This is a genomic window from Pirellulales bacterium, assembly GCA_036490175.1.
Lineage (GTDB): Bacteria > Planctomycetota > Planctomycetia > Pirellulales > JACPPG01 > JACPPG01.
This window is the reverse complement of record DASXEJ010000302.1, coordinates 23,799-45,563: the sequence shown is the minus strand read 5'-3', so window position 1 is coordinate 45,563 and position 21,765 is coordinate 23,799. Positions and strand designations below refer to the sequence as shown.

General features: G+C 59.8%; 16 protein-coding genes. 9 read left to right on the top strand and 7 right to left on the bottom strand.

The features are described from left to right. Nucleotides 1–667 (top strand): DMT family transporter (locus VGG64_22915; protein HEY1602473.1); only part of this gene is annotated, 667 nt, incomplete at its 5' end. Here VGG64_22915 and VGG64_22910 read toward each other — a convergent pair. Further along, complete coding sequence (locus VGG64_22910) at nucleotides 619–3,702, bottom strand: CusA/CzcA family heavy metal efflux RND transporter (GenBank protein ID HEY1602472.1); 3,084 nt, start codon at nucleotides 3,700–3,702, stop codon at nucleotides 619–621. The genes VGG64_22915 and VGG64_22910 overlap by 49 nt on opposite strands. 97 nt (nucleotides 3,703–3,799) lie before the next feature. After that, complete coding sequence (locus VGG64_22905) at nucleotides 3,800–5,230, bottom strand: efflux RND transporter periplasmic adaptor subunit (protein HEY1602471.1); 1,431 nt, start codon at nucleotides 5,228–5,230, stop codon at nucleotides 3,800–3,802. Between the two features lie 527 nt (nucleotides 5,231–5,757). Between VGG64_22905 and VGG64_22900 the strand changes: the two genes are divergently transcribed. The 6 genes from VGG64_22900 to VGG64_22875 all read left to right on the top strand — a co-directional run bounded on the left by VGG64_22900 (nucleotide 5,758) and on the right by VGG64_22875 (nucleotide 13,555). After that, complete coding sequence (locus VGG64_22900; GenBank protein HEY1602470.1) at nucleotides 5,758–6,567, top strand: hypothetical protein; 810 nt, start codon at nucleotides 5,758–5,760, stop codon at nucleotides 6,565–6,567. Nucleotides 6,568–6,782: 215 nt separating this feature from the next. Continuing rightward, nucleotides 6,783–8,186 (top strand): FHA domain-containing protein, encoded by a 1,404-nt coding sequence (locus VGG64_22895; GenBank protein HEY1602469.1) that lies wholly within the window; start codon nucleotides 6,783–6,785, stop codon nucleotides 8,184–8,186. Nucleotides 8,187–8,483: 297 nt separating this feature from the next. Further along, complete coding sequence (locus VGG64_22890) at nucleotides 8,484–10,469, top strand: protein kinase (protein HEY1602468.1); 1,986 nt, start codon at nucleotides 8,484–8,486, stop codon at nucleotides 10,467–10,469. A gap of 34 nt (nucleotides 10,470–10,503) precedes the next feature. Beyond that, a complete protein-coding gene (locus VGG64_22885) occupies nucleotides 10,504–12,078 on the top strand; it encodes a hypothetical protein (GenBank protein ID HEY1602467.1) in 1,575 nt (524 codons plus the stop codon). Nucleotides 12,079–12,308: 230 nt separating this feature from the next. Next, nucleotides 12,309–12,917, top strand: a complete 609-nt coding sequence (locus tag VGG64_22880) for a sigma-70 family RNA polymerase sigma factor (GenBank protein ID HEY1602466.1) — start codon at nucleotides 12,309–12,311, stop codon at nucleotides 12,915–12,917. Nucleotides 12,918–13,090: 173 nt separating this feature from the next. Beyond that, on the top strand, nucleotides 13,091–13,555 hold the full coding sequence (locus VGG64_22875) for a hypothetical protein (protein HEY1602465.1): 465 nt from the start codon (nucleotides 13,091–13,093) through the stop codon (nucleotides 13,553–13,555). 90 nt (nucleotides 13,556–13,645) lie between these two features. On the opposite strand, the gene VGG64_22870 is transcribed toward VGG64_22875, so the two are convergent. After that, complete coding sequence (locus VGG64_22870; protein ID HEY1602464.1) at nucleotides 13,646–15,100, bottom strand: phage terminase large subunit family protein; 1,455 nt, start codon at nucleotides 15,098–15,100, stop codon at nucleotides 13,646–13,648. Nucleotides 15,101–15,143: 43 nt separating this feature from the next. Continuing rightward, complete coding sequence (locus tag VGG64_22865) at nucleotides 15,144–15,596, bottom strand: hypothetical protein (protein ID HEY1602463.1); 453 nt, start codon at nucleotides 15,594–15,596, stop codon at nucleotides 15,144–15,146. Nucleotides 15,597–16,244: 648 nt separating this feature from the next. Between VGG64_22865 and VGG64_22860 the strand changes: the two genes are divergently transcribed. Continuing rightward, nucleotides 16,245–16,706: a hypothetical protein gene (locus VGG64_22860; protein HEY1602462.1), complete on the top strand. Its 462-nt coding sequence runs from the start codon at nucleotides 16,245–16,247 to the stop codon at nucleotides 16,704–16,706. Nucleotides 16,707–17,954: 1,248 nt separating this feature from the next. Here the strand turns inward: VGG64_22860 and VGG64_22855 are convergent. The 3 genes from VGG64_22855 to VGG64_22845 all read right to left on the bottom strand — a co-directional run bounded on the left by VGG64_22855 (nucleotide 17,955) and on the right by VGG64_22845 (nucleotide 19,166). Continuing rightward, nucleotides 17,955–18,614, bottom strand: coding sequence for a hypothetical protein (locus VGG64_22855; GenBank protein HEY1602461.1), 660 nt, complete (start codon nucleotides 18,612–18,614; stop codon nucleotides 17,955–17,957). A 192-nt stretch (nucleotides 18,615–18,806) separates the two neighbouring features. Beyond that, nucleotides 18,807–18,941 carry a hypothetical protein gene (locus tag VGG64_22850; GenBank protein ID HEY1602460.1) on the bottom strand — a complete coding sequence of 45 codons (135 nt, stop codon included), beginning with the start codon at nucleotides 18,939–18,941 and terminating at the stop codon, nucleotides 18,807–18,809. 21 nt (nucleotides 18,942–18,962) lie between these two features. Beyond that, a complete protein-coding gene (locus tag VGG64_22845) occupies nucleotides 18,963–19,166 on the bottom strand; it encodes a hypothetical protein (protein ID HEY1602459.1) in 204 nt (67 codons plus the stop codon). A gap of 229 nt (nucleotides 19,167–19,395) precedes the next feature. Here VGG64_22845 and VGG64_22840 point away from each other — a divergent pair, with 229 nt between their 5' ends. Continuing rightward, nucleotides 19,396–21,552, top strand: coding sequence for a prepilin-type N-terminal cleavage/methylation domain-containing protein (locus VGG64_22840; GenBank protein ID HEY1602458.1), 2,157 nt, complete (start codon nucleotides 19,396–19,398; stop codon nucleotides 21,550–21,552). The last annotated feature ends 213 nt before the right edge of the window (nucleotides 21,553–21,765 follow it).

Below are 21,765 nucleotides of genomic sequence, written 5' to 3'. Positions count from 1 at the left end.
AACACCACGCTCCGCGATAGCCATTGCACTATTAATCACGGCGATCGCCATCCTGAGTTTTGGAGCCGAGCGGGCGCCCAAGGTTGCGGAAATCGCCGAAGCAACAGCGCCCATCACGCTCGCGCTCGGCGCCGCCTGTTTCTCGGGTGTGGCTTACTCGGTGCTCAACGTCACGATCCGACGCCTGGTGACCGGCTCGATGCAGATGCCTGTCGTGCTGGCAACCGTAAGCAGCATGGGGGTAATCAGTTTGGGGTTGGCGAGCGTGGCACGTGTCGGATGGACGGGGCTCGACGAGACGGCCCTCGGCGATATCGGTGTGATGTTCATTGCCGGAACCTTCAACGCCGTTGGTTTCTTTACGTTAACCAAGGCGTTGCAGTTGGTCTCGATCGTGCAGGTGAACGCCGTCAGTGCTTCGCAATCGGCCGTGGCCGCGTTGGCCGGAGTAGCCATTTTTGGTGAGCGCGTGACTGCCAGCCTGGCTCTGGGAGTGACGTTCACCATCCTGGGCCTGGCCGTGGTGGACCGGGGTCGAAAGATAAGCGTAACATCGCGCGGCGATAGGCCGCTCACGGGTGAAGCCGACGACGAGCAAGCTGTTGCCGCGCCGCCACTTCAATTCCCCGACGCAACAACCTTGCCGCGCGAACCGACGACCAGGTAGATCGCCGGCAGCACGACCAGTGTCATTAGCGTGCTGGAAATGACACCACCGATCACGACCGTGGCCAGCGGACGTTGTACTTCGGCGCCCGTACCCACGCTGGTGGCCATGGGGATAAAGCCGACGCTGGCCACGAGCGCCGTCATAATAATCGTGCGCAGGCACGAGAGCGCCGCCTGCGGAATTGCTTCGGTAACGGGCATTCCGTCCGTGAGCAATTGACGCAGCGCCGACACGAGCACCATGCTATTCAGAACCGACACGCCGGACAGCGTTATAAAACCGATCGCGGCCGAGATCGACAGCGGCATCTCGCGCAGCGCCAAGGCAGCGATTCCACCGATGCACGCGAACGGGACGCTGGCGAAAACAATCGCTGTATCTGTCACGTTGTGATACGTGAAAAACAGCAGCACCACGATCATGGCCAGTGCCAACGGAACCACAATCGTCAGGCGTGTTTTAGCACGTTGTAGATTTTCAAACTGCCCGCCCCAGTCTATGCGATAGCCGTCGGGCAATTGGACTTGGGCACCGATTTGTGCCTGGGCTTCGGCGACAAAGCTTCCCACATCACGGCCACGCACGTTGCACTGCACCGTGATGCGACGCTTGCTCCATTCGCGCGAGATGGTCTTGGGGCCCTCGATCAGGCGGACCTCGGCCAATCGGGAGAGGGGAATTCGCTCACCCTCAGGGGTTGAAATTAAGATATCGGCGATCGCTTCCGGCTTCGAGCGCAATTCCTCGGGCAATCGCGCGGTAAGCGGAAATCGCAACTGCCCTTCGACCACATCCCCGAGTTCGATACCGCCGACGGATTCGACGATGTCGAGCACAAAGCGCGACGACACGCCATAGCGAGCAATTTGATCCTGCAGAATGCGAATCTGTAAGACTGGCTGTCCCGCAATTTGTTCCGTGGCCAGATCCACACAGCCGCGCACGCCGCGCAGCACTCCTTCCAACTCGTGGGCGTATTTTACGAGCGTGTCGAAGTCATCGCCAAATAGCTTCACGGCAACGTCCGATCGTACGCCGGAAATCATTTCGTTAATACGCTGTTCGATCGGCTGCGTGAACCAATTGATCTGCCCCGGTATGTCAGCAACCTCGCGTTCCATCAGCGCGACGAGTTCATCCTGAGTTTGTGCCCGCCGCCAGCGTTCGCGGGGTTTTAAAGAAATGAACAGGTCGGTGGCTTCAACGCCGCTGGCATCCGTGGCAACTTCGGGCGCGCCGACTCTGCTCCACACGTGCGAAACCTCGTCCGGAAACAAATCGAGCAACATCTGCTCGATCCGCGTATTTACACGGATTGATTCTTCCAGGCTAGTGCCGGGGGGGCGGATGATGCCAATGACGATGGCTCCCTCGGATAGCCTTGGCACGAACTCGGACCCAAACGACAAAGCCAGCGTGGCGGCCAGAATCAATCCCCCGCCCGCAACGGCCAGCACCATGTAGCGAAAGTTCAGGCAAAGCCTGAGCACAGGTGCGTACAGCGCACGTGCCCAGCGAACCGGCAGCGAGTCTCGTTCCTCGATATGCGTCGGTAGCACCAGGCTGGCGACTACGGGCATCAGCGTGAGCGACAAGATCAGCGATCCCGTCAAAACGAACATCACCGTCAGCGCCATTGGTCGGAACATCTTGCCTTCCACGCCTTGCAACGTAAGGATCGGCAGATAGACGATCATGATGATCAGCTGGCCAAATACGGTGGGCGTGCGAACTTCGATAGCTGCATCGCGAATGATGCGCAGCCGCTCAAGCCCGCGGGCAGAGCCATGATGGCCGAGCCGCTTGACGATGTTTTCCACCACGACCACCGAGCTATCGACGACAATTCCGAAATCGATCGCCCCCAGGCTCAACAGCGTGCCAGCCACTCCCGCTTGCAGCATGCCACAGAAACCGAACAGCATGGCCATGGGAATTGCCAAGGCCACGATCAGTCCGGCCCGCAGGTCGCCCAAGAAAACAAACAAAATAATGATCACCAGCAGGCCCCCGTCCAGCAAGTTGCGCCGGACGGTATCGATTACGTGATCGACCAGCTCGGTGCGATCGTAAACGGTCTGCAGTCGCGCGCCGGCCGGAAGGTCCTTTTTGACCTCCGAAAGCTTGTCGGCAAGGCGAGTAGTAACGGCGTAGCTGTTTTCTCCCATCAGCATGAAGCCTAGACCCAGCACCACCTCTCCCTGGCCGTTGGCCGTGACGACTCCGCGCCGGATTTCATGGCCAATAGCGACATCGGCCACATCCCGAACGCGAATGGGGATGCCGGCCCGGGCGGTAACCACGATGTCTTCTATCTGTTCGATGGTATTCGTGCGGCCAACACCGTGTACGAGCAGCATGTCGCCCGAACGGTTGATGCTGCCACCGCCGACATTGAGGTTGTTCTTGCGCACGGCCTCCATGACCGCTTCCCAAGCCAGGTCATGTTTGATCAGGCGCGTAGGATCGATGCGCACTTGATACTGCTTCTTGAAGCCACCCCAGGAATTGATCTCTGCTGTGCCTGGCACCGGGCGTAAGGCTGGCTTCACGACCCAGTCGTGCATGGTGCGCAACTCGGCGAGGTCCTTGCCTTCGCTCACCAGCATGTATTGCAGCACCTCTCCCAAGCCCGTCGAGACAGGACCCATCTGCGGCCGATCGATGCCGACAGAGATCTCGACGGTGCCCAGTCGCTCGTTGATCAATTGGCGGGCGAAATAAATATCGGTGCCATCGACGAACGTGACCACGACTTGCGAGAGACCAAATTGCGAAACAGAACGAAGCTGTTCCAAGCCCGGCATTCCGCTGATCGCCAATTCGATCGGATAAGTGATCTGCCGTTCGACCTCTTCTGGCACGAGCGCTGGCGCCACGGTGTTGATCTGCACCTGAACGGGCGTCGTATCCGGAAAGGCATCGATATTGAGCCTTCGCAGCGAAAGAATCCCTGCCAGGGCCACGCCCAAGGCGCAGGCCAATACGACATAGCGCCGCCTCAGGGACCAGTCGATTAGCCAGGCGAGCATTAAACCTCCCACCGCCGTAGAGCGCAACGGACGGGGGGTGATGCGCAGGCCGAATTGGCAAGCAACGGTCGCGTCATGAAAGAGTGCTGCCCCCCGTTTATTGACGCGATGCGAGCCGGCTGCGAACGATTTCGGACTTTAGTAAGTGGCTGCCGGTTGTAGCGATTGCGTCGCCGGGCACGACGCCACTGCGAATCTCGACCTGGTTGCGCAACGAGATGCCCACTTCCACGGGCCGGGCTTCAAACGTCGTGTCGTCAACTTTGACGAACACCACCCAGCGGCGCCCTTCCCACTGCACGGAGTCTTTCGGAACCAGAGCGGCCGCAGGCACCTCGCGGACGCGAACCCGACCGGTGCCAAATGAGTGCGCAAGCAGCATGCGTCGCTCTTGGCGCGGTTGCTGATCGTCATGAACCAAAGGATTGATAACTTCGGCACGCACCGGGACCGTGCGGGTCTTCTCGTTGATCTCGGAACTGATCCAGGAAATGGTGCTGGTTACTTCAACCCCGGCGCCATCGACCGTAAATGCCACCCGCTGGCCAAGCTTCAGTAGCCCCGCATCCTCTCTACGTACGTCCAGCAGAATCCACATGCGGCTGATATCGGCCACCTCAAATTGTTCGGCCGAGGGAGACACGATCTCGCCCAGCGAGATTTCGCGGCCAATGACCACACCGTCCAGTGGTGACAATAACGGAACGAGGCTGAACGAGGTCGTTTCCGCATCAAGCGTACTGGCGATCGACTCGGGCAATCCGAGAAAATGAATACGCCCTGCCAGCTCGTCGTCGGGCACGTCCTCGAGGGTGTCGATACGGATGGGTAAGCCAAGATTAAGTAACGTTTGTTGGGCGTTAACCAGGTGGATATAAGCGGACCGTGCTTCGGCTTGAACCTCTTCGAGCTGGCGCTCAGGAACAGACGATTGCTGTGTGAGCAGTCGATCGGCGATGCCTTGCTTTAATTGATAATCGACGACGGCTTGTAGCAGCTCGCCCTTGGCCTTGCCGATGTCCATGGCTTCGATGATGGCCAGGACGTCTCCCTTTTTAACCGGCTGGCCGAGCTGCTTTTCGATCCTCCAGACCGTGCCGGGGACGCGTGCCGACAACTGGGCAGTGCGCGTTTCGTCGTAACTAATAACGCCGTTCGCAACGATCTCCTGATCGATGGCCCGTTCTTCGACCGCTGTGGTCTGGATGTCGGCCTTGCGGACGGCCTCGACCGTAGGAAATTGAATGCGTGTGGCCTGCATGGTTTCGGCCGTAACCTGATGCGGCTCTGCCACTGATCCTTGAGCGACCGGGCCTGCGGCGAGCGCCGGCAGGGGCTGCTCTACGGCGGCCAGCCGCGTTGCGGTGCTGCCCGACCCAGCAACGGCAGTCCAAGACGTATCGCCGAGCCCCAGTTTCCAATGAGTGACGTGGCCCCACACGGCCAGCCCGACGAGAAACAAAAAGGCAGCTAGCGGGGGCAGGGCAGCCTTCAACTGGGGCCAAGGGCTCGCAATCGGGGTACGCATTTCACCATCCGCGAGAGCAGTTTTCGCGGTGCCAACGGGGGCAACGTTCCCCCGATGTTTCAGGACACCGCAGCATTTTGGGCCGTGGGCGGCGATGCGCGGCGTGAGTCGGATTGACCATCGTTGGGCGAACGACAGCCGCATTTACGAGAAAAACGATCATTACGAAATATTCAGTCTTTCCATCCACTGAATGGTAAGCAGCAGCCGTCCGATTGTCAAAGGTCGACGAATTTGAACGCATTTACTCGACGTAAACGACTATTGAATAGAAGTTTATGGATATGACCGTGTCGTTGGGTGGAAACGGACAGTCGAACATTCAATTCTCGCCTTAAGAGACAGCTATCAGAAAACTTGAGGCCAACGGCCAAATAGTTGAATGCAACCGGCGAAAAACTAACCGCGGTTGGTACTTTCCGCACGGCGTGCCATGCAAGGCCCGCTGGGGTCGAAACCACCAGCCCTTGGGGGTTCACGCGTAAAGCACAACGGCTGTTGGCATTCGAGAAAGGGAGGGTGTTGCGATGATCAAGAAGGCGATTCTCGCCGGCGTTGGCATTTGCCTGGTCAGTTCGGTTTTCTTCGGACGTGATGCGTTGAGCTACTTTCGAACGACTGCTGGTCGAATGAAGGACACCGTACGCAGCAGCGTGCCGCTGGACTTCGAGATCGATCGGGCCCGGCGGATGGTCAAGGAACTGGTCCCTGACATTCGTAAGAACATGCACGTCATCGCCAAGGAAGAAGTCGAGGTCGAGCAGTTGCACAAGCAGATTGCACAGACCGAGTCACGTTTGGGCAAGGAGCGAAACGAGCTCGTGCGCTTGAAGAACGATCTAGGTACAGGGAACAGCGTATTTCATTATGCCGGTCGTCAGTACTCGGCCGTGCAGGTGAAATCGGATTTGGCGAATCGCTTCGAGCGCTTCAAGACGACAGATGCAACCCTGGCCAGTCTGAAGGAAATCGAACAGGCACGCCAGCGCAGCCTGGCTGCCGCCCGCGAGAAGCTCGACGGCATGTTGGCTGCCAAGCGTAAGCTGGAGGTGGACGTCGAGCATTTGGAAGCTCGACTGAAGATGATCGAGGCTGCGCAGACGACGAGCGACTATGCGTTCGACGACAGCCGGTTGAGCCGCGTCAAGGAACTCATCACGGATCTGCGCACTCGGTTGGACGTGGCCGAGCGACTGACGAGCGCCGAGGGATCCTTTCATGGAGAAATCCCCCTCTCGGAAGCTGCCAGCGACAATTTACTGGACGAAGTAACTGAATATCTCCAACTCGATACTGGCGAGAAGCTTGCGGACGCCACTCCGCCGAGTGCCGACTGACGTCACTCGGTCTACGGCCTCTGCGTGCCGAATATCGTCAACCCCAAAGCAGGCAGACGGCGGCGAGGCACGACGCATCGGGCTCGCCGCCGTTTTTGAATACGACGAAGTCATAGCGTGTGGGTTCAACGAACGGGGCAGCCAGAGGGAGATTCTGGAACTCGGCGCCGATGGCCCTCAGTCTTGGGCACCGGCGAGTTATTGGAGATGTTGGAATGTTCCAAGCGTGGCGACTCAAAGTGCGAGAGGCCGAAGAGGCGCTGCGCGACGGCCGCCTGGAAGAAGCCAGTCGGTTATTGAACGAGCGGGGATTGCTCGAATTTCTGCCCGCCAAGCGACTCATGGCCAAAGTGGCGCAAGAAATGGCCGAGCGTGCTGAAAAAAGATTCGCGACAGGTGCCACGATGGCTGGCTGGCAGGACCTTTTGGCGGCCGAGCAGCTGGGAGGGGAACATGCCGAGGTAGCGCGGCTAAAACAGCAATTCGTCGAAGCCGGAATGCGCGAAGCCGAAGCCTATTTAAAGGCAGGTGAGCCCGCCGCGGCGATGGCCCGTCTCGAGGCGCTCCATCGCCAGGGGGCGGGGGGGCGCGAGTTTCGCCTGGTGCGTGAAGCTGCCGCCAAGGTACTTGCTGCCCAAGGCCATTGCCAAACGGGCCAGTTTGCCAAAGCTGAAGAGGAAATCGCTGCCGCGCTCGTCTTACGGCCGGATTGGCAAGTATTAGCCGAGATTCGAAAGGCCTGCCTGGCGCGGGGGGCCAGTGTCCGTCGTTTGGTGGAGCAGTTGCACTCAGCGCTCACAAAAGAAGATTGGACACTTGGATTGGCCCACGCCGAGGCGATACTAGACATCAGCCCAGAACACGTCGCGGCATTGGATGCCCGTCGACGGGCGTGGGCTGTAGTCGGTGCGTGCTTGTCGCCGTCGCCGGCTGGCGTGGCTGCGCAGTTGGGCATTCAGCGCACTCCACTCGGTCACGCGGCGCAAGATGCTCAAATGGTTGCCATTGAAGAAGATCCGTCAGTGGGCGAAACACCCTCTCCAAGATTTCTGTTGTGGGTAGACGGGGTCGGAGGCTATTTGGTTTGCCAGGGAGATGTGGTCTCGCTGGGCCAGCCGGTACAGGGCAGCTACGTTGATGTGCCCGTGTTGGCTGACATATCGCGATTGCATGCGAAAATTCGCCGCGACGGTGAGAGCTACGTGATCGAGCCGGGCCGCACAACACACGTTGACGGCCGAGCCGTCGATCACGCGACGTTACTCGTCGACGGCAGCCAGATCGAACTGGGGGATGGCGTGAAGATGCGCTTCCGCATCCCCAACCCGTTAAGCCGCACGGCGCGGCTGGAGTTTATCAGTCACCATCGAACATTGCCCAGGACCGATTGCGTGTTGTTAATGGCCGAGTCGTGCATTTTGGGGCCGGGCAGCACGTCGCACATCGTTTGCCGGGACTGGCCACAGGACGTAGTTTTGTTTCCTCAGGGAGGCACCCTGCATTGCCGCACCGCCGGTCGTTTCGAGGTGGATAGTGTGGCGGTCGAGGATCGGACGACGATCACCAGATCGTCGCAAATCGTGGGCGAGGATTTTTCGCTGAGCTTGGAGAATGTTTGATGGCCGGCCCACGCGGCCGGCGAGCGGAACATGCTGGCCGACGAACAGCGGTTACGGCCGGCGCTGGGAAGAGGCATCGGGATCAGTTGCGACAGGTACAGTTTTGGGCGAATTAAGCGCCCCCGTCAGACCACCCGGAACGGGGTCGATACTGCGGCGCTAATTGTTTTGCCATAAGACCTTGCGATTTCTGGACAAATGAACGAGCCAGCCGCTACGTTAGATGTAGTGAGTGAGGATCCCATGGACCTCCCAGCAGCTGAATTACAGTACTCTCCAGTCCCCCGGGCCGCAGCGATGAAATTCACCTACACCAGTGGTTCGCGGCCCCTCGAGGGGTACACGATCAAACGAGGTGTCGGCCAAGGGGGATTCGGCGAAGTTTACTACGCCACAAGCGACGCCGGTAAAGAGGTGGCGCTCAAGCTGATCCGCCGCAACCTCGATATTGAGCTGCGCGGCGTGATGCAATGTCTCAACCTAAAGCACCCGAATCTGTTGGCGCTGTACGACGTTAAAGTCGACGAGCGCGGCGACAACTGGGTTGTGATGGAATACGTCTCGGGCGAAAGCCTGGAGGATGTGCTGGCGCGACAGCCCCAGGGCATGCCCATCCCCGAGGCCTTGCTATGGTTTCACGGCATTGCCGCCGGCGTTGCCTATTTGCACGATCGAGGAATCGTGCACCGTGATCTCAAGCCAGGCAACATCTTTAACGACGATGGTCAGGTAAAGATCGGCGATTACGGACTGTCGAAATTCATTTCCGCCAGTCGTCGCAGTGGCCAGACCGAAAGCGTGGGCACCGTGCATTACATGGCGCCCGAAATTGCCAATGGCCGCTACGGCAAGGAAATCGATCTGTATGCCCTGGGCGTGATCCTGTACGAATTGCTCAGCGGCCAGGTGCCATTCGAGGGCGAGAGCGTGGGCGAGGTGCTGATGAAGCATCTCACGGCCGAGCCTGACGTCAGTCGTGTCCCTGAGGAGTTCCGGGGTCTCGTTGCGCGTTCGCTGGCCAAAGATCCGCAGCAACGGCCTCATTCGGTTACCGAGTTTCTCGCAGCGCTACCCGCCAATGTAACGCGGCCTGCGGTTCCTCAGTTGTTGCCGTCGCGTCCCAGGCCGGAACCCGCGCTGGCCGAGACAACGATCTTGCACAGCCCCGGTACACCACCGATCCCGCCCCAGGGAAAGATCCCTGTCGCCCAGCCGGTGCGTCCGGTGCATGTTGCCGGTCCAGGCAGCCCGGAGTCGCATAACCACTTTCGACGGTTTGTCGACTGGTGGACGCCGCTCCAGACGCGTTCCAAAGTGCTACTGGCGATTGCTGCGTTTATTGGTCTCTCGATGGTATCGCGCATTGAAGGAACCACGGTTTCTGTAAACGGGTTCCGCGTGGTGATCCTCGCCGGGCTCTTCTTGGGCGGAATGAAGCTTGCAGGCTGGCTTGGCACAAAGCCCCCCGCTCCACGACCCCCGACTGCCGACCAACCGGCACCGCGGAGCGTACCACCCGCAGCGGCTCAGGCTCGAGCCGCGGCCGGTCCGCCACCCCCTCAGCCGCGTGCGGCGACCTATACCCGCCGCGAGCGCCGTATCGCTCGTCGGGATTCCGCGCGGCGCGAGATGCTACACAAATCGCCTCGTGAAAGCTTTACCGAATTAGTGGGCTCGTTGCTGTTGGCCGCCGCCGTCTCGGCTGCCGCGGCACTCTTGATGTTCATTGTGCAACATCGCGATGAGCGGTTTTATTCCGAGTATTCATGGCTTGGCCTCTGCGGCACGCTGGGGGCTTGGGGCGTCTTGATCCCCGCCAAGTTCTGGGAAGGTCGCCAAGGTGATGCCGTGCTGCGGCGGTTTGTTCTCTTGGGAATCGGCCTGATATTCGGCTTGGTAGCCTTTGAATCCGGACCCAAGCTGATGAGGATCGTGCTCGACAACGAAGTCGATATGCCGCATGTGCAGATCGACGGACGTGGCGCTTACAACGTCGAGGGGCAGCCCGAGGTGATGGGTTATCTGGCCTACTTCGGATTCTTGTTTTTTATCGTTCGCTGGTGGAAGCAGGCCGATCCGCTCCGCTCAAGCCGGCTCAGCCTGTGGTCCGTGACGGTGTGCGTCCTAGCGGCCGCGCTTGTTAATTGTGTCTGGCAATTCCCGCAGCCGTGGGGCATGATGATCGCCGGAACGATTTCGTTGGCGGTACAGTTGTCTAGTCCGTGGATCGATCCGCAACTTCGCGTGGCCCGCGTCGCCAATGCGCCGGCCACGAGTTTTTAAGCCCTAGAAGGGGGACAGAATGTTCGCCTTCGGTATGACGCGAACTTTATCTCAGGTGGCCCTGTTCGCAGCCGAACCATCTACGTTCGGTTGGATTCTGATCGTGGCGGCCATCGTAGTGGTGAGCCGTTGTGTGCGACCGTCGCGTCGTCGTGTGAACGCACAGGGCGTCTGCAGGCGAGGCTGGTTTCCCTGGAAGACCGCCGTCGTGGTTGTGCTGGCTATTGTTGCTGTAAACCACTTCCGTGGTGGGAAAGATTGGGATTGGAATCGCGTCGAGCACTTGGCGGAACATGCACGATTTCGCAACAACACGTTCCCCAAAATCAATAATCAAGACCTGTGGGCCCTGCGACAATCGGCGCAGAACGACGCCGATGTCGGCCGCCACGCCGATGATCACTCGGCCGTGGACGCTACTCCTGTAACGCCCAGCGAAGACAACCGCACCGCGGATTCGGCAGAATCGAAACCTTCGACAGGGGCTGCTGCGAACTTTGCGGAAAATCATGTCGCAGAATCGAACGTCGCCGCGCAGGACATAGCGGCGCGGATACCGAACGTGGCCCGCACCCTGGCCGAGGCCGGCGAATTGGCCCAGCGGGCGATTGCCATGGCGCAATCGCTTTATGATCAAACGCATCGCGATGCTGTGGCGTTGAAAGTGCTGACCAGGTCGATGGTCGACGCGCGCGAGGTCGAAGCAACGGTACATCGCAATCTGGCGGCAGCGGATCGGGCGGCATCGCAAGCAATCGTGGTTGATCCAACGGCAGCTGCTGTTCCCCCGCGACCCGTCTCGGCGCCATTAGCTCCCACACCATCTGCGTCGTCGAGCCCTGCGGTCTTGGTTGCCGCACCCGCGCCGGCGGCTACGCCAGTTGCTGTCGACGTTAAAGCGCTACCGGCAATTGCACCGGCCGCAAATCCGCCTCTGCCAACAATCCTTGCGGCGCCGCAAGCGCCAACGTCCGCCGAATCCACTTCAGCGGCCGAGGGCAAGCAGCCCCCGGCCTGGCTGACGTCGACACCCGGGCTCGAACGCGACACCTATTACACTACCGTCGTGGTGGGCCCCTACAAGACGATTCGCGAATGCGAGGAAGAATTGCCCGCCGAATTGCAGAAGGCGACCAATGCCTACATCGACAGTTACCTTGGTGCCGGAGCAAGTAAGGTCGTACATATTCCGCCGGCCTACATCCAGGATCATCTGGTCAAAGATCGGTACGTTCAGGACTCCCAAAGCGATACGCCGACGGTCGGCGCCATGTTGAACTTGTACGTCCGGCTGGGTTTCGATCGCCGCATCAAGACGCAAATGCAAAGAATGCATCGCGATGCGGACGTCGAGAATCGATTGCTCAGCGTCGCCGGCGGCGCGGGTGCCGTGCTGCTTATCCTGGGCACGCTGTTCGGATACCTGAAGCTCGACACCATGACGCGTGGCTACTACACGCGCCGCTTGCAGTTCGCCGCCACGGTAGTGATACTTACGACTGTTGCCGCGGGCGCCGGCACAGTGCTGGTTGGCGCTTCGCCGAAGCTGCCGACGTTGCTCCGGCCGCAGACGAGCGAAGCAACGGTCACGGTGCGGCGGATTCCGTAATGACCCCGCCCCGTGATGCGGATATCGCGGCGTGCGGCCAACGCCCGTTGTGCCAGGCACCCGGGCGTGCAGCAGCGCGGGTCGTGACTGGCACGGCGGCAGTTGGCAAGGCCAGCTGCGACCGCGGGCCCTGCGAATGCGGCCTTGTTTTGCGAGCGAGTGTTCTTTCGACCCACAGCCGACAGCGGCCGCCCAGCATGTCTTCTCCGTCGCAGCCAGACACATTGCTCGTGAATCGCATTCGCTCGGGCGAACCTGCCGCTTGGAACGAATTGATCAATCGCTTCGAAGGCCGGCTGCTGGCCTTTGTCGATAGCCGGTTGCGCAATCGAGCGGCGAGCGAAGACGTGGTGCAAGAATCTTTCATCGGCTTTCTCACCAGCTTGCCAAACTATGACGTGGCTCGACCGTTGGAAGGTTATTTGTTTTCGATCGCGGCGCACAAGCTTACCGATTACTTGCGACGTGAGGGCCGCCGCCCCGCTTTGCCGCTGGCCGGCAATGCGACATCCGGTGCCGAATGGGATTTGCCAGGCAACGCCCGGCCGGCCAGCAGCATCGCCCGCAGCGGCGAGCGCCGGAATTTGGAGAGTGCGGCCCTGGTCGAAGCAGTCTCGACGCAGATGCAGCGTTGGAAAGAACAAGGAGATTGGGAAAAGATCAAGTGTGCCGAGCTGCTGTTCGTCCGCGGGCTACCGAACAAAGAGGTCGCCCGACGACTGGGCATCTCGGAACAAGCCGTGGCCAACCACAAGTTCGACTTCCTGGCCCGCCTTCGCGCACGTGTCAAGGAGCGCGGCCTACCACAAGACGTATTCCCGGAGTTGCATGAGGAATAAATGACCGCGCAAAGTGTGAGAGGTCCACGTGGCAAATAATGAGGGCTCTCCTTAAGGCGTGAAAGCCAGAGTGAGTGATGAGCGCCACCTGAAAATCCCTTTTCCCCTGGAGGGAGAGGCTAGGTGAGGGGAGGAGCACTCAGAACAACGTGCGGCTCGCACGGACTTGTACGGTGTTCGCCGTCAGCGACCAAAAGAGCACCGATCACATCAACCCAGCTACCACGACCATGAGCGACGAATTCTCCGATGCCGATCTGGACGGGTATTTGGACGAGGCGCTGCCGCCCGACGAGATGGCGCGCATCGAGATCGCCGCCCGCGCGAATAGCGCTTTGATCGCCCGGCTGGCCAGCATCAATCTACGGCGGGACGCGGGGAGCCATTCGCTCGGCGAAATCTGGCGCCGCCATCGGCTGACTTGCCCCACCCGGGCTGAACTGGGCAGTAGCCTGCTGGGCGTGCTCGCACCGGCCGAAGCCGAATACATTCAGTTCCATCTCGCTGTGGTGGGCTGCCGCTACTGCCAGGCCAACTGGGATGATCTGGCCAATCAACAAGCCGAAGCCGCCGACACCAAGGCCAGCCGCCGACGCAAATACTTCCAATCCAGCGCCGGCTATCTCAAGACCAAATAGCCTGCCGGCCAGGTCAGGTCGTATTCCACAACGCGGCGTCCGAGAGGTCGCGTTTCGCCGGCGACCGACCGTCTGCTCGGACCGTGCAGTTCAGTCTGACGAAGAGGGCGCATTGTGCGCGCGGGTCGCGATTAAAAGCGCATAGTTCGTGGCATGCATGGCATCGTCACGCTGATTCTCGGGATGGGTGTACTTAATCGCGCGAGCATGCTCATCATAGACCGCCGTCTCGCAGGCGAATTCATCGAGAAAGGCATCGACGTCCGCGCGCCGGGGAAATATTAATTGCTTGCGCTTAACTCGTCCAAATAGCACCCCTATCGAGGCGGAGCGATTTACAGTCCAGCGATGCATTACGCCATCCGGTGTCGGTCGCTGCTCTGCTTGGGAGTAAAAGATTGAGTAGAATCCGCGCTGGGGCCGTAGTCGATCATACAAAAGTCGGTTGTAGACGTGGCCATTGCCGTTGCCGTCGGCAGCAAGGGCGACGACGCGGAACTCGCGACACTGACGAGAAATTTGATCGAGAATCCGCTGCGGATCCTCCTGAGGCTGGAAAGCGGCAATGTGTAAGATGTGAAACGTGAAATCACTTCGCATCGTGCCTACGACCAACACAGTGCGGGATGCCATGCCGCCTCCCCAATCAACGCCGGCATAAAGGGGCATGCCGAGAAACGGCGATGTATTCGACAAAACGTCGTCGCCACAGCACGATTCAAGTTCGGCGCGGGTGACCACGTGGTCCCCTAGCGTGGTGGGCAATCCCAAAACCTCATTACGGAAACGGACCGGATCGTAGGCGCGCTGCCGTTCCAGTACATCGTGGAAATCCAGCCACGGCACCATCGGATGCGAAATCGTGAAACCCTCGCCCCAAGTACCCTGGGGGTTACGCGGGACCCAGGCACCGTGCGCGGCGTCGAGCGGCGTCTGGCAGTTGTTGCAGATGAGACTAACGGGCCCCAGCGCACGTTCGTCAATTCTGACCGGGTTCTGGCAGCCGTCACAGACGATCGTCCAGCAGTTGGCCGTTGACTGACTGAAAAATCCTTCGAGATGGTTGTCAACCAACTTCGGCGTCCCGGTCAAGATCATGCGGCCGTGCTCCGCGTGACTGAGGGTCTCGGCCAGCACGGGCAGGTCACCGGCGGCAATGTCTTGAACTTCATCAACCAACAGTAGGTTAGCCGACAGCCCGCGGCACGCGTCGGCCGAATGAAACGCCGCACGCAGATAGAGCTGTGCGCCGTTGGCAAAGGTGACGTTGGTGACCGGCAGCTTTTTTTGTTTGCCAAGCAGGTGCCGGGCGAGGAGGGGGCTATCCCTCACCATCGGCATTAACCGGATATGGCTGAAGACACTGGCCTGCTCGGCCCGCGGCGATACGAAAAGGATGCGAGCGTTCCGGTTTGCGCAAGCCTCAAACAAAATGGTATTGGCGAGGAACGTCGATTTTTCTACTTGTCGTGACGCGCGAATTACAAGGTTCCTATCGCGGACGGCATAGATCGCCGGTAGATAGGGACGCGCTGCGAAGCGCATCGGCCCTCTGTCCAGCCTCACAAAAGTCTGACAGAAGTCATATTTATTCATTTTTATCACTGGCCTCGGTGGCACGGCGCATCACCAGATCGATCTGTTCATCGGTGAGAAAGGGGCTGAGCAGGTTGAACGTTTCTGGGGAGTCGTTAAAGACCTGGAAAACGTCGTCATCGGAAAGCGTGGGGTGGTCATTGCGGCTGCCGGCGGCCTGATGCTGTCGCAACAACGCGTTTATGGTGGCGATCATCGCGTTCGCCTGTGCGGGCTTGATCGTGCCCATGGCGATGAGTCCTAGCAGGTTTGTCAGCGCCGCGAGGCACTCTGCAGCGCTGAGAATCGGCCCAGGGTCTCGGTTTGCACGGCGTTGGCGTCGGTCGCCACCGGCCTGCTGGCTGTGACGATCGTTCCCGTCCGCATGCCGTTGTCGGGGTTCATCATTTTCGGGTGCACGCTGACGATCGTCGTGGGAAAACTCGAGCAGGGGTAGGTCGGCCATTTCCAATCCTTTGATGATGGCGTGGATAGAGAAGTAATTTTTGGGACACTTGGCGCGCGCGAGTCGCAAAGGGCGACGCGCTTGCTAACTATTGGCTGGTAAGTGATTTGCGTGGCGGCGAGATGTGGGCGACGTGGGGTTCTCGTTTCGCAAAAAGGCGTTCGGGAGTACGTAGTGCACGACGGTGTCAATTGGTGTCGCGTTTGGTAAGGTCATTTCGCCAGAGGCTAGGGCCACGCGGATCTTGTGCAGCATTTTGCGGACGGTAGCGAGGCGCTTAATCGCGAGCCGTTCGGCAAGTTCGCAGGCTTCAATGTTTAGATCGGCAGCGACAACGTCGATCGCGCGAAACCAAATTTGAAGGCGAACCGGCGAGCGTGCGAAGATCGTTCCCTGCCGCAGACCGATAATTCGGTTACAGCTGGCGCATGCCCATGCTTTGAGGCGTTTGCGGTAAGTTCCGGCACGGCTACCACACCAAGGGCAGCTCCAGGTAGCCGATAAAAACCTTTGGCTTAGATACGACTCATACGCCTCCGTTGTGGCGAAGCGGCGGTCTTTCGGAGCGGCCGGCATAGGCCGCGCCCTCTCGTCTGCAGGCTGACGTGGCGCGACAATCCGGTCCAGCGCGGCGTGCAATGCCTTTTCGTGAGCGCGCCGGTATCGCGAAACGCGCTCAAGCGGTTCGGCCGTGACTGCCAGCGCCATGGCAAGGTCTTCGTTGACATCGCCATCGACGGCAATAAGACCGGCCATACCGTGTGCCGCCTGCCGCATTACCGCGGGCTCGCCTACCTCAATCACATCGAGAATCGCCGCGTGTCGTGCGATTTCGCGGAGCGAGAGCTCTTCCAAAAACGACGTGGGCTGAACTTCCTCTTTGAGACGTTGGAACAGCTCCTCCACTCGGCCATGCTGGAGGGAGGGTGGCAGGTGCTTGGTGCCAGCCAGACCGTGCCGCAGCGCGTTTGCACTGCGGTCGTGGGTTGGCGAGGAAGTACGTTCGTCGGATGTCTCTGTCCCTTTATCCTGCGCGTCCATGCTCGAATTCCTGCTTATCGCGGCATCTTGCCGTTTTCTCTAGGCGATGGGTTCCGTTACAAGACATGAGCATCTGCACTGGCGATGCACGTCGACATCCCGGAATATTGGGTTGCGCCAACGATGAAAATGGCACCGCACGTCTTGCGCCTTCTCATATTACGGCCGAGCAGAAGTCATGGCCGTGTGCGAGCCATGTGCGAAGCGCGTGTATAACCGGGAGTGTACTCAGCGCAGTTCCCAGGGCACTCCTTCACCGTCACCATCTGCGCGAAACCGGATCTGCTCTAGATCTCGGTTGAGAGAGCGAATTGTCTCACGTAAACGCCCTGGATGGCGCCCATTAGGTAATGGATCATCAATCTGCGAGGGCCATCCCTCTTCTTGGAACGCCCTCAAGATTGCGCGCACGTTGGGGCTATGCTTTGGCCGACGGAGTTGCCGAATTGTCCTACCCTGGAAGCGGAGTACGTGAGCGGCATCGTCCCATTCGGGCACGGGCACTGTTCCCCCGGCTGGCGCCTCGACGAGCCCCAGTGCCACGTGCAGACTCTGATGATCGCCCGGAGTGAGGATGCTCATCCGCAGCGCTAGGTCCAACACAGAATTTTTCCAAACTCATGGCATGTAGCCGTCCCCAAATATGCGGCATGTCCGCCAACGTCTGCGGGTCGTCCGGCACCGAGGCACGCTCGGCGTCGGTCAAGAGGCGTGCGCGGATCTGCCAGCCGAATTGCTGCGAGGACAGTCGCGCATGCAGGTCCTGCATTCGAGCGGCGGCCCAACGCGGAATGTTCGAACTGGCGCCTGACGTGGCCATGTGCTGTTACAGGGACCCGATGTAATTGTCTTTAAGCTTGCCCAGGGTGAATTATAGCGCCGCTGAGTGCCACTTCTGACGCGACTCCACTACCCTCGCCTCCGTACACGCGCTGCACGTGGTTGATCGACGCCGGCAGCCAGGTGCAGGGGGGCGTCTGTGTGATGGACACCTAGTTCTCGGGGATCCTGTGTGGGCTGATAACTTGACGCCCGACCTCGCCAGATCCTCAACCGCCCGGCAGAATAAATTTCGCAGTGGAGCAGGTACGCGACTAGCCCCTGTACGACGCACGCCGATCAAAGGCTACCGGTGTCGATCACAGTGCGGTTTGCTTTCTGGCCGCGGTTCGTATGTTCCAGATCGGCCACCCCGGCGGTGGAATGGTGCATATCATCTCGGTCAAGGTCTCGCTGAGGTAGCGGCCCGCCCGTCTCCTGCCGAAGGTCGGCAAGAGAACGAGTGGGCGGGCTACGACGAGCCGTTGACATTTCCGTTTAGGCACACGCCGACGCGATCCCCTCCGTGCCGCCCATCTCGCCTTGAAATGTCAGCCAGGCTTCATACAGCTTGCGGCGTAGCTGACTGACGCGGCTGATTGATAGGCCGACACGTTCCGCCGCCAGCCTTGTGGTCTCACCCGTGGCCAGGATCTCTGCCATGCGACGATCGCGGCTGGAGAGAGAGTTGAGCCAAGCTGTGAAGTCGAGCCGTACAGCGGCGATATCGGCGGGCCCTGCTTTACGGTCCTCGACGACGATTTCACGCCATTCGTCGTCGCCGTCGTCCAGGCTTTCGATCTGCACGCCGTACCGACGACGGCAACGGATCGAAGTGACGTCACGGGAATTGAGACGGTTCCCTATCGAGCGCCCTTCCCGAAGACGAGCGATGGCGTAGGTGGCCAACGGACTGGCATAGGCTATTTCTGAACGGCCGAGTTCACACAGCCGCACAAATGCTGCCCAAGCGTGGGCGACCGTGGCATTGACGGATTCCTCGCGTGCTTCGACTCCCAAATGGCAAAACGCCCTGCGCGCCTGACGGCGGATGGCCGGCAGTAAGACCAGAAACTGCTCTTGGCCGGCTACGACTCGATCGCAGCAGTTGAGACTCTTTACAGAAGGTGTACCTGAAACGGTAGCAATCGCGATCATTGGGGGATCTCCGAAAGGGTGGAGACCGCCCCTAAGACCGGAGCGGTCCTGTGGGGAACTACAGACGGCTCGCGCGACGTGCGGGAGCGGAGAGAGACGACCAGCATGCAGGGAAGCGATTGCCGCCGGCGGACGCTAATAGTGGGATTCACCGTCGGCGGCTAGATCCGACTTACTTGCGAATTGCTTCGATTACTTGGCGCTGGCGATGGGGGTCAACAAGCGCTGGGGTAAGAGGTCGTCGATGAACGCCGCGGCACTGCTGTCGCGGATGGCAAGTGCGTCAAGCCGGCGGGTCGGCACGTCCATGTTATGAACCGTTTGCACGGCGGCCGCCCGTGTAACCGTTTACGAATAGCCATTAACATCCGTAAATCGCTCCCGATTGTCGGAATAGTCGCAATAATTCGGCACGGAGTGCATGCTCCGCGTTGGAATCGTGACGTGCGAATCCAGCACCAGGCGATGCTGTAGTGGGCCGTTGGCGCCATCGAAGTAGCCGCGTTGGGACGCGGCGGGGTAATAAACCTGCCTCAATGTGCGTGGAAACACCGCGAAGTTGCTTTTTCGCGCGCATCGGCTGGTCGAAACCGCAGATCACTTGACATACGCTCGCGGCCCAAGTGCAATAGTTAAGTAGGTCTACGTCGGGACATCACTTGAGTCGCGGTCGCCAGAACCGCTCCTCGGTCTCAGCGCGATCTGCCGACCGTTATCGCGGGCCAGCGGACTGACGGGCAAGTGGTTTCTTTCGAGCGCTCATACACGCGTGGAGCAGAGCATGCACCGGCCCGTTGTTCGCACTTCCTTTGTCGTTTCCAATCGCTGTCGCGCGCACGGTTCACTGGCATTTCTGCCCAGCACTGGCGGCTCTCTGGCGACGGCTTGCCGACCGCACCGCCTGGCCTTCACGCTGATCGAAGTGCTAGTGGCGATGGTCGTGACGCTAATCCTGATGGGGATCGTGGTGACGATCTTCGGCGCGATCGGCACTGGAGTGTCGAATAGCCATGCGACCATGGACATGACCGATCAACTGCGTACGGCCAAGAATCGCTTGCAAGTCGACCTGGCCGGCGTCACGGCACAAATGCTCCCCCCGCGCCGGTTCGAGTACGGCGAGGGGTACTTCGAGATTATCGATGGGCCGGCAGGGCAACTGGCCCCCGCGTTGTCTCCTAGCGGCCAATACGGCACCAGCGCCAACACCGTATTCGTTCTCGACGAGCGGGGAAACCTCGGCCCCGATACGACCGTCGGCGACAACGATGACATATTGATGTTCACCACGCGCACCAAAGGAGAACCATTTACAGGACGGTACTACGATCCTGTCTTTGCGAATGACACGACGGTTCAGAGTCAGGTTGCCGAAGTGGCCTGGTTTATTCGCGGCACGACGCTCTATCGTCGGCAGTTGCTGGTACGGCCCGATCTCAACGAGTTCTATCTGTCACCCCCCGCGGCAACGGTGACAACGCCGCGCATCCTTCAACCGGCCAATTACCCCGCTCAGTATGCGTTTTATGGGCATAACGACCTGTCGGTCCATGCTGCGGGTTCGTACTCGATCCCCACGGGCCTACCGACCAAGGCGGCATTCGACCTCAGCCCCACGCCCCCTACAGCGCTCTTAACCGTGGCGAATTCGCTGAGCGACCTCACAAATCGCGAGAACCGTCTCTTTCATCGCCCGCTGCTGGTACTCTATTCGGGAATACCAGCCACCACGCCGTCGAATTCTCCCTATGGATGGCCGCATGATGTGCGCGGCTGGGGAATTTTTTACAGCAGCACGCCGTATGGGTACGCCCCTGGTGTATTGGGGAGTGCGATGACGACGGGCCGGCTAGGTCTGCCTACGCTCAGCGAATGCTCGTCGCAAAATTGGTTCTATCCGGGCACGGTCGACCTGGTGAGCACGGCGGTGACAGGGCAACAAATCCTATTGGGTGCGAATTCCGCCACGGGAAACCCCGAAGTCTTCGACGCATGGGATAATCCCAACCCGCCATTTACCGCAACCATGTATCTGAACAACGCCAGCACGCCGATTGACCCGCTATCGGGCACGCTGAGCCACTTTCTCGATGCGCCGAACTCTACGCCGTTTCCCCCGCGGCTGTCCGACGACATCGTTTTAACGAATGTCCTGTCGTTCGACGTGCGTGTTTGGGACCCCACGGCTTGGACGATTGCGCTGACGGACGCTTCTGGCAATGTAGCAACCTACGCCCCCGGCGATCCGGGCTACGCCCCAGCGGTTCTCAACTACGCAGGGCTGCTCAGCGGGTCGGGCAACTTCAGTTACTCGCTCGTCTCGCAGGGTGCGTACGTTGATTTAAATTATTACGCCGGAATCGCCGCCTACTACTATGCAGCTACAGGTGGTACAAGTCTCGGGTCTGTTAACAATCCGGTGGCTCAGGTAGTCCTCACGGGCGTCTCCAATCCGCCTTCCGGGGCACCCATCGTTCCTCCGCTGTTTCCTTGCCCCGTTCAAGCGCCGACAGCAGCACAACTCAGCACGTTCCTGCAGTACGGAACGCTGCCGGCGCCGGCAATGTCGTCGACCACTTCATTTTTCGGCCCCGGCGATGCGCGCTCGCGGCTGGATGCGTACCAACGCGATGCAACCTCCTTGAATTATCTGCCCAGCAGTAACAGCTCGTGGATTCCCGCTGCCGCGATCTATGACACAGGTTCGTGGGCCTACGAACATGATGGCATCGATCAGGACAGTAATGGCATCGTTGACCAGGGGACTAATGGCGTTGATGACAACAGTGACGGCCTGGTCGATGACCCGGGCGAGCTCGAGGCGCCGCCGCCGTATACGGCTCCGCTGCGCGGCATTCAGGTCAAGATTCGCTGCTTCGATCCTGATAGCAAACAGATCCGCGAAGTGACGATCATTCAGGAGTTTGTCTCAGAATAAGTTTCATCCGTCACAGCACTCTGGTCGACGTTTCCGGCATCTCATCCGACGCGGTTATCGGATGCCGTGAGCATTTGCGGTATTGACGGTCCACGTCACTTCACATCGGAAGGGAGCAAGCCGCAGACTCCGTCAGGACGTGACGACGCCCCATTGCCCATCGCCGATCAGGCGATGGGAACCACTTCACACGCTCGCGTATCGTTTATCCAG

Bases quoted from the DNA above. Each gene is read 5' to 3' on its own strand.
- VGG64_22910 (HEY1602472.1), bottom strand. From the start codon at position 3,702: ATGCTCGCCTGGCTAATCGACTGGTCCCTGAGGCGGCGCTATGTCGTA.
- VGG64_22905 (HEY1602471.1), bottom strand. From the start codon at position 5,230: ATGCGTACCCCGATTGCGAGCCCTTGGCCCCAGTTGAAGGCTGCCCTG.
- VGG64_22900 (HEY1602470.1), top strand. From the start codon at position 5,758: ATGATCAAGAAGGCGATTCTCGCCGGCGTTGGCATTTGCCTGGTCAGT.
- VGG64_22895 (HEY1602469.1), top strand. From the start codon at position 6,783: ATGTTCCAAGCGTGGCGACTCAAAGTGCGAGAGGCCGAAGAGGCGCTG.
- VGG64_22890 (HEY1602468.1), top strand. From the start codon at position 8,484: ATGAAATTCACCTACACCAGTGGTTCGCGGCCCCTCGAGGGGTACACG.
- VGG64_22885 (HEY1602467.1), top strand. From the start codon at position 10,504: ATGACGCGAACTTTATCTCAGGTGGCCCTGTTCGCAGCCGAACCATCT.
- VGG64_22870 (HEY1602464.1), bottom strand. From the start codon at position 15,100: ATGCGCTTCGCAGCGCGTCCCTATCTACCGGCGATCTATGCCGTCCGC.
- VGG64_22865 (HEY1602463.1), bottom strand. From the start codon at position 15,596: ATGGCCGACCTACCCCTGCTCGAGTTTTCCCACGACGATCGTCAGCGT.
- VGG64_22855 (HEY1602461.1), bottom strand. From the start codon at position 18,614: ATGATCGCGATTGCTACCGTTTCAGGTACACCTTCTGTAAAGAGTCTC.
- VGG64_22840 (HEY1602458.1), top strand. From the start codon at position 19,396: ATGCACCGGCCCGTTGTTCGCACTTCCTTTGTCGTTTCCAATCGCTGT.